Here is a 12,888-nt window from a genome sequence, read left to right as displayed (position 1 = left end):
CATTCGTCGCACCGTTCGACCGCTCACCGCACGGCCCCTGCCGCCCGTTCGGCCGCCGCCTTCCGCACGGCGGCGCCCCGGCCGGACGGCGGTTATCTTCGCCGCCTTCAGGCCATCGGCCACCCGGTCTCCCGAAGGGGCGTCAACGGTGACTTCCTCCGCTTCCTCCCTCCAGCAGCACACCGACGAACGAGCCATCGCCGACCTCCAGCGCGACCACGGCAAGGCGCTCTTCTGCTTCCTCCTGGGCCTCACCTACGGGGACAGGCAGCGCGCGGAGGATCTCCTCCAGGAGACGCTGGTACGGGCCTGGCAGCACCCGGAGGCGCTGGCGAGCGACCACGAATCGCTGCGCCCGTGGCTCTTCACCGTGGGCCGCAGGCTGGCGATCGACGCCCGGCGGGCCCGCCGGTCCCGGCCGCACGAGGTCGGCGACGACGTACTGGAGCACTCCGCGCTCCCCGACGACCACGTGGAACGCTCCGTCACCGCGCTCGACGTCCGCCAGGCCGTCGGAGCGCTGCGCGGGGAGCACCGCGACGTGCTGGCCCAGGTCTACTTCCGGGGCCGTTCCGTGGCCGAGGCGTCGGAGGCGCTCGGCATACCGGCGGGCACCGTCAAGTCCCGTACGTACTATGCTCTGCGCGCGCTGCGGAAGGTACTTCCGGGGTACGGCCGCGACGCCGCCTGAGGCACGTTCGTACCACCCGCCCCGCAGGTCAGATCTTCACCTTCCGTACCCGTGCAGAGCAGGCCGATTTCGAAACAGCAGCGTCAAGTTGAGTAAAGACCGCACGCTGTGCGTGTCTGAGAGTGAAGGCTCGGCGGTGCCCCGCAGGAACAGAGAACAGATCAGCCCGGGAGAAGGTGAAGTGCTGTGCTGCCCGAGAGTTCGAACGGCACCAGCGGAGACAGACTCACGGTACCGATGGCTTGGCTGTACGCCGAGTACATCGCCGACGAGCTGCTGCGCACGGGCCAGCTGATCCCACCCGGCACGATCGAGTTCCGGGCGGGCCGGGAGACCCTGGCGCTCACCGTCTATCTGTCCGACAGCTCCGACGAGCTGTCCGGCATCCGCGTCGTCTCCGGCCTCGACGAGTGGCTCTCGCTCACGACGTACGGCCATCCCTGGGAGACCTGGGTACGGGAGAGGCTCGCCGAGCGCACCGCCGCGGCCCGCCGCGACGCGTCCGCCGGTCCCGACCTCGAACTGGCCCTGGCCTCATGGCGCTGGCTCAGCGGCACGGAACTCCTCGCCGCCGACCTCGGCGGCGCCGTTCCCCGGCACCAGGCGGCGGATCTCGCGGTGGACGAGAGCGAGCAGGTGTGGATGCCGGCCTGGCAGTTGGGTCTGCCCCTGGGGCATCTGGCCATCCACCTCTTCTGATCACGGCCCCGTCCGCGGGCCCGGCCGCCGGCCCTGTCCGGCGGGCGACGAGGGGTGCACTCCCGCGCGGTACTTGGGAAAGCGCAGCGTGATCTTCATTCCCGCGCCGACGCCCGTCTCGATCACGAGGCCGTAGTCGTCGCCGTACACCTGGCGCAACCGGTCGTCGACGTTGGACAGACCGATGCCGGACGAGGCGGTGTGCTCGCCCGCGAGGATGCGCCGCAGGCGCTCCGGGTCCATGCCGACGCCGTTGTCCTCGATGACGACCGTGGCCTCCGCGCCCGCGTCCCGGGCGGAGATGGTGACCTTGAACTCGTCGGTGGAGTCCTCCAGTCCGTGCTTGACGGCGTTCTCCACGAGCGGCTGGAGGCAGAGGAACGGCAGCGCGACGGGCAGCACCTCGGGGGCGACCTGGAGGGTCACCTTCAGCCGGTCGCCGAAGCGCGCTCCGGCCAGGGCCAGGTACTGCTCGATGGAGCGCAGTTCGTCGGCGAGGTGGGTGAAGTCGCCGTGGCGGCGGAAGGAGTACCGGGTGAAGTCCGCGAACTCCAGCAGCAGTTCGCGGGCGCGCTCGGGGTCGGTGCGGACGAACGAGGCGATCGCGGCGAGCGAGTTGAAGATGAAGTGCGGCGAGATCTGGGCGCGCAGGGCACGGATCTCCGCCTCGACGACGCGGGTGCGCGAGCGGTCCAGCTCGGCGAGTTCCAGCTGTACGGACACCCAGCGGGCCACCTCGGTCGCCGCCCGGACCAGGACCGCCGACTCCCGCGACCCGTAGGCGACGAGCGCGCCCAGCACCCCCTCCTCGCCGGTCAGCGGCGCGATCACCGCCCACCGCAGGGGGCACTGGAGGTCGTCGCAGTCGGTGCGTACGCTCTGGCTCCGCCCGGAGTCGAGCATCTCCCGTACGCGGCGCATCACCGGCTCGCGGTGGTGGTCGCCGCCGGGCCCGTCCCACGCGAGCACGCTCTCGCGGTCGGTCAGGCACAGGGCCTCGGTGCCGAGCAGCGAACGAAGCCTGCGGGCGGCCTTGCGGGCGGTGTCCTCGGTCAGGCCGGCGCGCAGCGGGGGCGCGGCGAGCGAGGCGGTGTGCAGGGTGTGGAAGGTGGCGTGCTCGACGGGCGTACCGAGGTCGAGGTCGCCCCGCCCGTGGCGGGCGGTGACGCGGCCGAGCACGATCCCGGCGGCGAGGAGCACGGCGCCGGCGGCGGCCACCGCCGCGATCTCGATTCCGGTCATCGTCCCGCTCCCCCGCCCACGCCCGTGCCGTCCTTCGCCATCAGGTCCTCCGGAAGGTGCAGCCGGGCGAGCGTCGCGGCGGTCGTGGCCGGTACGCGGTGCGGGGTCGCCAGCGACACCAGCACCATCGTGAGGAATCCGAGCGGCACCGACCAGACGGCGGGCCAGGCGAGGAGCGAGTGCGACCAGCCGCCCCCGGGCAGGCCGGCCCGGGTCGCCATGACGGCGGTCAGCGCGGCCCCGCCGCCCACCACGAGCCCGGCCACCGCGCCCGGCGGGGTGAGGCCCCGCCACCAGATGCCGAGCACGAGCAGCGGGCAGAAGGAGGAGGCGGAGACGGCGAAGGCGAGACCCACGGCGTCGGCCACCGGCACGTTGACGGTCACGATGCTCAGGCCGAGCGGCACGGCCATGGCGAGGACGGTGGCGAGCCTGAAGTGCCGTACGCCCCGGGACGGCAGGACATCCTGGGTGAGGACGCCCGCGACCGACATGGTCAGCCCCGACGCGGTGGACAGGAACGCCGCGAACGCGCCGCCGGCGAGCAGCGCCCCCAGCAGGTCGCCGCCGAGGCCACCGATCATCCGGTCCGGCAGGACGAGTACGGCGGCGTCCGCCTCCCCGGTGAGGGACAGTTCGGGGGCGTAGATCCGGCCGAGCGCTCCGTACACCGGCGGCAGCAGGTAGAACGCGCCGATGAGGCCGAGTACGACCAGGGTCGTGCGGCGGGCGGCGGTGCCGTTGGGGCTGGTGTAGAAGCGCACGGCGACGTGCGGCAGGCCCATGGTGCCGAGGAAGGTGGCGAGGATCAGGCCGTACGTCGCGTACAGCGGGTGCTCCTCACGGCTGCTGGCCAGCGGCTGGGACCAGCTCGACGCGCCCGTTCGGTCGGTGCCCGCCTTCTCCGGTACCCGGGCGTGCGCGGGGAAGGCGAGTGAGGTGCCCGCGCCGATGCGGTGGACGCCCGCGTCGAGGGCGACCGGCTCGCGCTCGTGGCGGCGGTCGTCGACGGTGCCGGTCACGGTGACGCGCAGCGGCCGGTCGAGGTCGACGCGCACGGTGTCGTCGACCGTCACGACCGTGTGCTCGCGGAACGTGGCGGGCTCGGCGAACCGGGCGCGCGGCGCGTCGTCCCCCAGCCACGCGACGGTGAGGAAGAGCGCGGGCACGAGCAGCGCGGTGAGCTTGAGCCAGTACTGGAACGCCTGCACGAAGGTGATGCTGCGCATCCCGCCCGCCGCCACCGCCCCCGTCACGACGAGCGCCACGACGAGGCCGCCGACCCAGTCGGGCGCTCCGGTGAGTATCTCCAGCGTCAGGCCCGCGCCTTGCAGCTGCGGCAGCAGGTAGAGCCACCCGATGCCCACGACGAAGAGGCTGGCGAGCCTGCGGACCTGCGGCGATTCGAGGCGGGCCTCGGCGAAGTCGGAGAGGGTGTAGGCGCCCGAGCGGCGCAGCGGGGCCGCGACGAGGACGAGGAGTACGAGGTAGCCGGCGGTGTAGCCGACCGGGTACCAGAGCATTTCGGGGCCCTGGAGGAGGACGAGCCCGGCGACTCCGAGGAAGGAGGCGGCGGACAGGTACTCGCCGCTGATGGCGGCGGCGTTCAGGCCGGGCTTGACGCTGCGGGAGGCGACGTAGAAGTCGGAGGTGGTCCGGGATATGCGCAGGCCGAGCGCGCCGATGAGGACGGTGGCGAGCACGACGGCGGTGACGGCGGCCACCGCGTACGCCTGGTTCACTCAGCGTCCTTCGACGAGCTTGCCGAAGGCGCGTTCGTTGCGCTCCGCGCGCCGGACGTACCAGCGGGCGATCAGCCACATGACGGGGTAGACCGCCACGCCGAGCGCCGCCCAGACGAAGGGCGCGGGCGACGGCAGGTCGGACGCGGTGAAGACCTCCGGGAGCGAGAACAGCAGCGGCAGCGAACCGACGAGCAGCGCGAGCGCGCCCAGCGAGACCATCGCCGCCCGCAGCTGGCTGCGCATCAGGGAGCGCACGTACGTCGCTCCCAGGGTCGTCTGCTCGGTGATCTCGGACCGCGCCGGAGCGTGGCCCGGGGGCCTACGGGCACCGCGGGGCACACCGGTGACCGTTTCGCGGCGTGGTGGTCGCTGTGGGGGCGGCTGATCTGCGGACATCGGCGCGAGTCTACGCAGCGCCGATCGTGCCGGACAGGGGTCAGCGGCCGGACTTCCGGCCGCTGGTACCGCAGTCGTCGAGGGCGAATTCGAGCTCGACGTACGACTCCTCGGCCCTGCGGAACGCGATCTCCAGAGCGGCGGCGGTGCGCGGTCCGGCGAGGTCGCGGGCAGCCTCCCGCACTTCGTCGAGCACGTCGGCCCACCGGCCCGCCGCGCTCTTGACCCTGGTGAGCAGCGCTTCGAGGTCGCGTACGTCGGACGGCCTGGTAGGCGGCAGCCTGCGGAGCTCCTGAAGCAGCGCGTCGAGTTCGGACATCCGGTCTCCTCGTGACGGTGGCCCGACCGAGCGTAGGCGGCGAGCGGGGACCGTGCGGCCCGTTGGCCGGCCGGGTGCGGCGAGCGGCGGGTGTACGGCGGTGAACGGCGGCCCGGGGAGGGCCGGCGGTCGGGGGGGCGGGCCGCCGCGCGGCGGGGTCAGCCGTGGGCGCGGCGCATGAGGAGGTCGCGCAGCTCGCGCGCGTGGCGGCGGCTCACCGCGAGCTCGGCGTCGCCCACGCGCACGGTGGTCGCGCCCGCGTCCAGCCGCAGTTCGTCGATGCGGCCGAGGGCGACGAGGTGGCGCCGGTGGATGCGGACGAAGCCGCGAGCGGCCCAGCGCTCCTCCAGCGTGGACAGCGGGATGCGGACGAGGTGGCTGCCGGCGCGCGTGTGGAGGCGGGCGTAGTCGCCCTGCGCCTCGACGTACGCGATGTCGTCGATCGGGACGAAGCGCGTGACGCCGCCCAGTTCCACGGCGATCTGGTCGGCGGCGCTCTGCTGCGCGACGGCGGGCGGGGCCGCGGCCGCCGGGGCGGGGCTCGCCTCGACCTGGTCGCAGACGCGGCGTACGGCTTCGGCGAGGCGTTCCCGGCGTACCGGCTTGAGCACGTAGTCGACGGCCTTGAGGTCGAACGCCTGGACCGCGAACCCCTCGTGGGCGGTGACGAACACGATGAGCGGCGGGCGGGCGAACCCGGCGAGGAGTCGCGCGATGTCGAGGCCGGTGAGTCCGGCCATGTGGATGTCGAGGAAGACGACGTCGATGGCGTCGTCGCCGTCCGGGCCCGCGTCGAGCGCGCGGTTGATCCGGCGCAGGGTCTCGGTGGCGTCGGTGGCCCCTTCGGCGCTGCGGACCCGGGGGTCGGCGCGCAGCAGGTAGAGGAGCTCCTCCAGAGCCGGTCGTTCGTCGTCGACAGCCAGTGCGCGCAACATGGTGGGGAGTGTAGGAGCAGCCGGGTGAGCTGGACATACGGGCCGTGCGCTGGGGGGCGGACGGCGGGTTCCTGGCGCCCGCTCTTCGTGCGCGGAGCGCCCGGAACCCGCGGCGGCCGCCGGCCCCGGAGAAATGCGGGCGGATCGGCCCCGCGCGTGAGCAGAAACCGCCTGGTTTCCGTACCTCAGGATGACCGTTCGGTTACCCCACGAGCAACGCGAGCCCCCTAGGAATTGCCCCATGAGTCCGAACCAGCGGCATCGTGACGTCGGCGCGTACGCGCTCGGCGTCCTCGATCCAGCGGACGCGTTCCGCTTCGAGGAACATCTGGCCGACTGCGCGACGTGCGCCGTGCGCCTGAGCGAGTTCGCCGGACTCGAGTCGACGCTGGCCGCGTACGCCCCTCCCGGCGCCGGCGCCCCGGTGCCGCTGGTGGAGCGTCCCACCGAGGGGCTGCTGGACCGGCTGCTGGACACGGTCGAGGCGGGCCGCCGGCGCCGGGGCAGGCGCCGTCTTCGGCTCGTCGCCGCGGCGGCGGCGCTGATCATCGCCGGTCCGGTGGCGGCGCTGGGCCTCCAGGCGCGCGCGGGTGACGACGGCGACGGGCCGGTGCGGCAGTACGCCGCCACCGACCCGGTCTCCGGCGTCCGGGCGGCGGTCGCGCTGCGGGAGCGGGGCTGGGGGGCGGCGGTCGGGCTCGAACTGGCCCGCGTCGCGGGTCCGCTGACCTGCGAACTGATCGCCGTGGGCAAGGACGGCGAGGAGCAGACGGTGACCACGTGGGCGGTGCCGGACGGTGGTTACGGCATGCCGGGCGTCGAGGGCCACGAGGAACCGCTGCGCACGGAGGGCGGCGCGTCCCTGCGCGGGACGGAGATCGACCGCTTCGAGGTCCGCACGCTGGACGGCAGGCGCCTGGTCACGATCGGGGCGTAGGGCCCGAGGTCACTTCAGCAGTCGCGACAGCCGGCGGTCGGCGAGGGGCTTGCCACCGGTCTGGCAGGTCGGGCAGTACTGCAACGACGAGTCGCTGAACGACACCTCCCGGATGGTGTCGCCGCAGACCGGACACGCTTCCCCGGCCCGGCCGTGGACCCTGAGCCCGCTCTTCTTCTCCGCCTTCAGCCGGCCCGCCGCCACACCCCGCGAGCGTGCGACGGCCTCGGCGAGGGTGGCGCGCGTCGCCTCGTACAAGGCCGTGATCTCGTCGTCGGTGAGGTGCGCGACCGGCTTGAAGGGCGACATCCTCGCCGCGTGCAGGATCTCGTCGCTGTACGCGTTGCCGATGCCGGCGATCAGGCTCTGGTCGCGCAGGGCGCCCTTGAGCTGCCGCCGTTCACCCCGCAGCAGCTCCGCGAACCGGTCGCGGCCGAAGCCGTCGGCGAGCGGATCGGGGCCGAGCCGTGCGACGCCCGGCACGTCGGCGGGATCGCGCACGACGTACACGGCGAGGCTCTTCTTCGTGCCGGCTTCCGTGAGGTCGAACCCCGCGCCGTCCGCCAGCGCCACCCGCAGCGCGAGCGGCCCCTTGCCGGGGCGGGGCGGCTCGGCCGGCAGCTCGTCCTTCCAGCGCAGCCAGCCCGCCCGGGCGAGGTGGGTCACCAGGTGCACCCCGCCCGCGCCGATGTCGAGGAACTTGCCGTGCCGGCCGACGGAGGTGACCGCCGCGCCCTCCAGCGCGGAGGGCGGCGGGTCGTACGTCTTGAGCACGCTGACGGCGACCGGGACGACCCGCGCGATCTCCCGGCCCACCAGGTGCTCGTCGAGGAACTCGCGCAGCGCTTCGACTTCCGGCAGCTCAGGCATGTTCCCAGCGTGCCTCAGCCGGTGGCGGCCCGCAGCAGGGCCGCCAGCTCGTCGGTCAGGCCCGCGGTCAGCCGGTCGAGGTCGGGAACCGCCTTGGCGTCGGCGACCAGGCCGGCGTGCACCCGGCCGCCGTACGTCGTCAGCGCGACGGCCAGGGACTGGCCCCGGGCCAGGGGCGCCATCGGGTAGACCGCGCGCAGCGGGCTGCCACCCAGCGAGAGGGTGGAGCGGGGCAGCGGCACGCTCGTGACGAGTACGTCGAAGAGCATCCGCGCCGCGCTGCCGGCGAGCGGCGCGCCGAGGCGGTGGGCGAGCGGCGGGAGGTGGTCGGCCAGTACGGCGACCGCGCCCGCGCCGCGTCCCGGCCCTTCGGCCTTGTTGCGGTCCATGGTCCGGCACACCGCCGTGAGCCGGGTCCAGGGGTCGGCCTCGGAGACGGGCAGGCCGACGAGGTACGCCGACAGTTTGTTGCCGGAGGCCGCGGCGCGGCCGGGGCGGCGCCGTGAGACCGGCACCAGGGCGCGCGGGTCGGCGCCGGGCAGGGGTTCGCCGCGCTCCAGCATCCAGCGGCGCAGCGCGCCGGCGACGACGGCCAGCAGCACGTCGTTCGCGGTGCCGCCCGCCGCCCTGCGGATCCTCAGCACGTCGTCGAGCCCGAGCACGGCGGTGCCGAGCCGCCGCGTCCCGCTGGACCCGGCCGCGAAGGCGCTCGCTCCCCACGGGTCGAAGCGGCTGGCCCGCATGACGGAGGCGCCGATGCCGACGGCCCGGCCGACCTCCTCGATGCGGTCGCGGGCGAAGCCGACGACCTGGTGCGGGCCGGGCAGCCAGGACCGGGGCGGCACCCTGCGCTCCGTGCGGGCGCCGGCGGTGCTCGCGCCCGCGATCTGGTCGAAGATGCCCGCCCCGATGGCGACGGCGCGCATGCCGTCGGCGAGGGCGTGGTGCAGCTTGACGAGCACGGCGAACGTGCCGGTGTCGGCGGCGGTCAGGACGTACATCTCCCACGGCGGAAGGCCCCGTTCGAGCGGCTGTTCCATCAGCGCGCCGGCGATCTCGGCGGCGTGCGCCTCGAAGTCGCTCTCGGGCAGTCTGATCCGCCGGACGTGGCGGCGTACGTCGAAGTCCTTGGCCGTGGACCAGGCCGCCCCGCCGACCGGCAGCAGGACGGTCCGTACGCGCATGCCCAGCCGGGGGATCGCTGCGGCCCGCTCGGCGAGCAGCTGCGCGACGCGATCGCCGTCGGACTGTCCCCCGAAGAAGGCGAGCGCGCCGAGGTGCATGGGGTGTTCGGTGGATTCGAGGTGCCAGAAGGCCAGATCAAGAGGTGCCAGAAGCTCGGTGCTCAAGGAGCCCTCACGTCGTTCGGAGGCCGGTGCAGAGCCGCAGTCAATCCCGGCCGGTCGGTTACGGTCAAGTACGAACAGGGCACATACCGTTACTGAACGGTACGGTCAGGAGTGGTCATTCCCGGGAGGGCACGGCGAACTCGCACCAGACGCACTTGCCGCTGCCCCGCGACTCCACGCCCCACACGTCCGCCAGCCGGTCGACCAGCATCAGCCCCCGCCCCGACACACCCGACTCCCCGGCCTCGCGGCGGCGCGGCAGCGCGCTGGAGCGGTCCTCGACGTCGATCCGCAGTCTGCGCTGCGCTCCCGTCAGGACCCGGGCGGTGATGATGGCCCCGCCGTCGGTGTGCATCAGCGCGTTGGTCATCAGCTCGTCGGCGGCCAGCTCGATCTCGTCGGCCCGCTCGCGCGCCCCCCAGGCCCGTACGGCGGCGCGGACCATGTGCCGGGCCGAACGCAGCGCTTCGGGGTCGTTCTGCGCGACGTGCTGCCGGAGCCGGCCGCCCGTCTGCGGCGCGTCGGCGCTCTTGCGGCGCAGGAGCAGCAGCGCCACGTCGTCCTCGCCGCCCCGCTCGTCGACCACTTCGCAGAGCGTGTCGGCCAGCCGCTGGAGGTCCGGGGGCCCGTTGTGGACGAGCTCGGAGAGCATCTGCATCCCGTCGTCGAGGTCCGCGCCCGGCAGCTCCACGAGTCCGTCGGTGTACAGCACCAGGGTCTGGCCGGGGTCGAGCTCGACGGTCGAGACCGGGTACTCGAGCTGACCGAACTCCGCCGAGAGGCCGAGCGGCAGCCCGCCGGGCGCGGGCAGCCTGCGGCAGGTGCCGTCGATGTCGCGCACGAGCGGATCGATGTGCCCGGCCCGCACGAGCTGGACGACTCCGGTGGTCAGGTCGGTCTCGGCGTACGTACAGGTGGCGAAGCGGTCGGTGTCCAGCTCGTGCAGGAAGACGGATGCCCGGGCCATCACGGTCGCCGGCGTGTGCCCCTCGGCGGCGTACGCGCGCAGCACGATGCGCAGCTGCCCCATGACGGCGGCGGCGTGCGTGTCATGGCCCTGTACGTCGCCGATGACCGCGCCGACGCGTCCGCCCGGCAGCGGGATGACGTCGTACCAGTCGCCGCCGATGTCGCGGCCGAGCCGGGCGGAGCGGTAGCGGACGGCGATCTGCGCGCCGGGGACGGAGGGAATGCGGCGCGGCAGCATGGCCTGCTGGAGACCCTCGGCCAGGTCCTTGTCCTGCTCGAAGAGCATGGCCCGCTGGAGGCTCTGCGCGATGCTGCTGCCCAGGGCGATCAGGACGTTGCGCTCGTCGGAGGTGAATCCGATCCGGTCTCCGTAGAGCAGACCGAGCGCGCCGACCGGCCGGGCCTGGGCGATCAGCGGCAGATAGGCCGCGGAGGTGATGCCGAGGCTCTTGATGTGCTGCCACAGCCCCGGGTAGGAGGCGGCGAAGTCCTCCGGCGACTCGATGAAGCGGGGCGCGAGGGTGCGGACCACCTCGCTCATCGGGTACTGCTCGTCGATGCGGGTGTAGCGGGTTCCGGGCATGAAGGAGCCGTCCGGGCCGTCGGCGACGAGATGGATGCGGCCCGCCTCGACCAGGCCCATCACCAGGCTGTGGGCCCCGAGGTTCTCCAGGCCCTGGGAGTCGTTGAGTACGTCGATGACGTCCTCCACGGTGCGCGCGTGGGCGAGCGCGGCCGTGGTGCCCTGGACGACGCTGGTCCTGCGCCGCCGCTCCGCGTCGTGCTCCAGCCGGTCGGTCGAGTCGGCGAGCTCCTGGGTGGCGTCGCGGACGATGCCGATGATGCGCCGGGGCCGGCCGGTGGCGTCGCGCCGCACGGCGCCCTGCGTGTGGGTCCAGCGCAGCGTCCCGTCGCGGCAGCGGATGCGGAAGTAGGCGCCGTACGTGACGCTGCCGTTCTTCAGCGCCTGGGAGACGAGGGCGTCGAGCCGGGCGCCCTCGTCAGGCGGCACGCGTACGCCGAGGCTCTCCGGGCGACCGGTGTACTCCTCGGGGGGCATGTCGAAGACGGCGAGAGCGGAATCGTCCATGCGCATGAGGCCGCTGTCGAGGTCCCAGTCGAAGCCCCCCAGGCCGAGGACCGACCCGTACGCCTCGAAGAAGCCGCAGGCCACGCCACCTTTCCGCTCCCAGCAGCGGCAGTACTCCGCCGCCTCGCCGCCCCCTGTGCCCGCGTCCATGGACTCACGCTAGGCGCGGTAGCGGGCGGGCGCATGCGGGGCGGCCGGCACGGGCGTACCCGGGAACAGCGACTTGAACGCGTTCAAGATTCGCCGTATGGTCACCCCAAGAAGAGTTGAACACGTTCAAATCTGGGGGGTCTCGCCGTGTCCGTGCTGGTCAACCTGATCGTGATGCTCGGCATGCTGGTCATCGTCCCCCTGGGCCTGCGCCTCGTCGACACCCCCGGGCCGGGCCGACTGCGCCGGTGGTGGCCGCTGCTCGCGGCGCCGGGGGCCGTAGCCCTGTGGCTCCCGCGCGGCCCGGCGGCGACGGCGCTCGCGGCGGTGTACGCCGCCGCGACGCTCGCCCTGGCGCTGCACGCCCCGGCGCGGCTGGCCCGCACGCGCTCGCTCGCCCCGGCCGAGATCGCGGTGCTCACCGCGCTCGCCACACCGTCCGTCGCCGGCCTCGCGCTGGTCGCCGAGCGCTCCGGGCACGAGCTCTTCGGCTTCGACCTGGGGATCCTGGCGCTCACCGTGCCGCACTTCCACTTCGCGGGCTTCGCCGCCGCGCTGGTGGCGGGCCTGGTCTGCCGGGTGTCCGCGGACCGGCCCGCCGCGCGCTGCGCGGCCCTGAGCGTGCCGCTCGGCACACTGCTGGTCCTGGTCGGATACTTCGTCGACGACTGGGCCGAGCTGGCGGGCGCGGTCGTCCTGACCGCCGGCATGTGGGCCGTGGCACTGGTGACCTGGCGGGACGTACGCGACGAGCGGCAGGACCGGACCACCCGCACCCTCCTCGCCGTCTCGGCCGCCGTCCTGGTCGCCACGATGCTGCTGGCGCTCAGCTGGGCGCTCGGCGAGGCGACCGGCCTCCCCCACCCCAACCTGACCTGGATGGCCGCCACCCACGGCCTGGGCAACGCGCTCGGCTTCGCACTGTGCGCGGTGCTGGCCTGGCGACGACTCGAGGAGAGCACCGCATGAGCACGCTGAACTACCCCGAGACCGGCGCCACCCGGCAGACCCCGCTGCCCGCCGGCTACCACCACCTGCGCCACCGCACGGCGGTGGGCACGGGCCGCGCCGCCTTCGAGGCCGCGGGCGCGGCGGTGACGACCTGGCGGCTGCACCGGACCTCGGGCGCGCGGGTACGGGCGGACGCGGCCCGGGCCGAACCGGGCGTGGCCGTCGAGGTCTCGATCGGCGCGGGACCGCTGCGGGTGGCGGCGCCGTGCGTCGTGGTCTGGACGGCGTACGAGAAAGACCGCACCGGCTTCGCGTACGGGACGACCCCCGGGCACCCCGAGTGCGGCGAGGAGTCGTTCGTCGTGGAGCTGGATGAGGACGGCACGGTGTGGTTCACGGTCACCGCCTTCAGCCGGCCGGCCGCCTGGTACGCCCGGCTCGCCGGGCCCCTGGTGCCCGTCTGCCAGCACGCGTACGCCCGGCACCTCGGCAGGACCCTGCGGCGGATCGCCACCGGAGCGTCGAGCCGCCGCTGAGGCGCCCGG

General features: G+C 73.8%; 13 protein-coding genes. 5 read left to right on the top strand and 8 right to left on the bottom strand.

Annotated elements, in window-relative coordinates; all coding sequences use genetic code 11:
• The first annotated feature begins 148 nt into the window (after positions 1–148).
• Both IE185_RS33310 and IE185_RS26935 read left to right on the top strand, forming a co-directional pair.
• On the top strand, positions 149–691 hold the full coding sequence (locus IE185_RS33310; RefSeq protein ID WP_229843714.1) for a sigma-70 family RNA polymerase sigma factor: 543 nt from the start codon (positions 149–151) through the stop codon (positions 689–691).
• 237 nt (positions 692–928) lie between these two features.
• Complete coding sequence (locus tag IE185_RS26935; RefSeq protein ID WP_138896780.1) at positions 929–1,390, top strand: hypothetical protein; 462 nt, start codon at positions 929–931, stop codon at positions 1,388–1,390.
• Here the strand turns inward: IE185_RS26935 and IE185_RS26930 are convergent, their stop codons facing one another.
• From IE185_RS26930 to IE185_RS26910, 5 genes are all read right to left on the bottom strand, one after another.
• The gene (locus IE185_RS26930) at positions 1,391–2,632 is read right to left on the bottom strand and encodes a sensor histidine kinase (RefSeq protein ID WP_138896781.1); all 1,242 of its coding nucleotides are present in this window, start codon (positions 2,630–2,632) and stop codon (positions 1,391–1,393) included. It lies immediately after the preceding gene.
• On the bottom strand, positions 2,629–4,374 hold the full coding sequence (locus IE185_RS26925) for a sodium/solute symporter (RefSeq protein ID WP_138896782.1): 1,746 nt from the start codon (positions 4,372–4,374) through the stop codon (positions 2,629–2,631). Before IE185_RS26925 ends, IE185_RS26930 begins: the two co-directional genes overlap by 4 nt.
• Positions 4,375–4,773, bottom strand: coding sequence for a hypothetical protein (locus IE185_RS26920; protein ID WP_138896783.1), 399 nt, complete (start codon positions 4,771–4,773; stop codon positions 4,375–4,377).
• Positions 4,774–4,813: 40 nt separating this feature from the next.
• Positions 4,814–5,092, bottom strand: a complete 279-nt coding sequence (locus IE185_RS26915; protein ID WP_138896784.1) for a hypothetical protein — start codon at positions 5,090–5,092, stop codon at positions 4,814–4,816.
• A 158-nt stretch (positions 5,093–5,250) separates the two neighbouring features.
• The gene (locus IE185_RS26910) at positions 5,251–6,027 is read right to left on the bottom strand and encodes a LytR/AlgR family response regulator transcription factor (RefSeq protein ID WP_189716167.1); all 777 of its coding nucleotides are present in this window, start codon (positions 6,025–6,027) and stop codon (positions 5,251–5,253) included.
• Positions 6,028–6,268: 241 nt separating this feature from the next.
• Between IE185_RS26910 and IE185_RS26905 the strand changes: the two genes are divergently transcribed.
• Positions 6,269–6,964, top strand: a complete 696-nt coding sequence (locus IE185_RS26905) for an anti-sigma factor family protein (protein ID WP_138897247.1) — start codon at positions 6,269–6,271, stop codon at positions 6,962–6,964.
• A gap of 9 nt (positions 6,965–6,973) precedes the next feature.
• Here the strand turns inward: IE185_RS26905 and IE185_RS26900 are convergent, their stop codons facing one another.
• The 3 genes from IE185_RS26900 to IE185_RS26890 all read right to left on the bottom strand — a co-directional run bounded on the left by IE185_RS26900 (position 6,974) and on the right by IE185_RS26890 (position 11,392).
• On the bottom strand, positions 6,974–7,834 hold the full coding sequence (locus IE185_RS26900) for an Fpg/Nei family DNA glycosylase (RefSeq protein ID WP_138897248.1): 861 nt from the start codon (positions 7,832–7,834) through the stop codon (positions 6,974–6,976).
• Between the two features lie 14 nt (positions 7,835–7,848).
• A complete protein-coding gene (locus IE185_RS26895) occupies positions 7,849–9,183 on the bottom strand; it encodes a wax ester/triacylglycerol synthase family O-acyltransferase (RefSeq protein ID WP_138897249.1) in 1,335 nt (444 codons plus the stop codon).
• A gap of 115 nt (positions 9,184–9,298) precedes the next feature.
• Positions 9,299–11,392, bottom strand: a complete 2,094-nt coding sequence (locus tag IE185_RS26890) for a SpoIIE family protein phosphatase (protein WP_138897250.1) — start codon at positions 11,390–11,392, stop codon at positions 9,299–9,301.
• A 147-nt stretch (positions 11,393–11,539) separates the two neighbouring features.
• Between IE185_RS26890 and IE185_RS26885 the strand changes: the two genes are divergently transcribed.
• Both IE185_RS26885 and IE185_RS26880 read left to right on the top strand, forming a co-directional pair.
• A complete protein-coding gene (locus IE185_RS26885; protein ID WP_138897251.1) occupies positions 11,540–12,361 on the top strand; it encodes a YndJ family protein in 822 nt (273 codons plus the stop codon).
• Positions 12,358–12,879: a DUF1990 domain-containing protein gene (locus IE185_RS26880; RefSeq protein ID WP_138897252.1), complete on the top strand. Its 522-nt coding sequence runs from the start codon at positions 12,358–12,360 to the stop codon at positions 12,877–12,879. The genes IE185_RS26885 and IE185_RS26880 overlap by 4 nt, the downstream gene beginning before the upstream one ends.
• Positions 12,880–12,888: the final 9 nt, after the last annotated feature.

This window comes from Streptomyces chryseus, from assembly GCF_014650755.1.
Classification (GTDB): domain Bacteria; phylum Actinomycetota; class Actinomycetes; order Streptomycetales; family Streptomycetaceae; genus Streptomyces; species Streptomyces chryseus.
Note: the sequence above shows the minus strand (reverse complement) of the source record. Positions and strands in the feature narration are given on the sequence as shown.

Coding starts and splice junctions, on each gene's coding strand:
- IE185_RS26920 (WP_138896783.1), bottom strand. CDS start 4,773: ATGTCCGCAGATCAGCCGCCCCCACAGCGACCACCACGCCGCGAAACG.
- IE185_RS26905 (WP_138897247.1), top strand. CDS start 6,269: ATGAGTCCGAACCAGCGGCATCGTGACGTCGGCGCGTACGCGCTCGGC.
- IE185_RS26930 (WP_138896781.1), bottom strand. CDS start 2,632: ATGACCGGAATCGAGATCGCGGCGGTGGCCGCCGCCGGCGCCGTGCTC.
- IE185_RS26915 (WP_138896784.1), bottom strand. CDS start 5,092: ATGTCCGAACTCGACGCGCTGCTTCAGGAGCTCCGCAGGCTGCCGCCT.
- IE185_RS26890 (WP_138897250.1), bottom strand. CDS start 11,392: ATGGACGCGGGCACAGGGGGCGGCGAGGCGGCGGAGTACTGCCGCTGC.
- IE185_RS26910 (WP_189716167.1), bottom strand. CDS start 6,027: ATGTTGCGCGCACTGGCTGTCGACGACGAACGACCGGCTCTGGAGGAG.
- IE185_RS26880 (WP_138897252.1), top strand. CDS start 12,358: ATGAGCACGCTGAACTACCCCGAGACCGGCGCCACCCGGCAGACCCCG.
- IE185_RS26900 (WP_138897248.1), bottom strand. CDS start 7,834: ATGCCTGAGCTGCCGGAAGTCGAAGCGCTGCGCGAGTTCCTCGACGAG.
- IE185_RS26935 (WP_138896780.1), top strand. CDS start 929: ATGGCTTGGCTGTACGCCGAGTACATCGCCGACGAGCTGCTGCGCACG.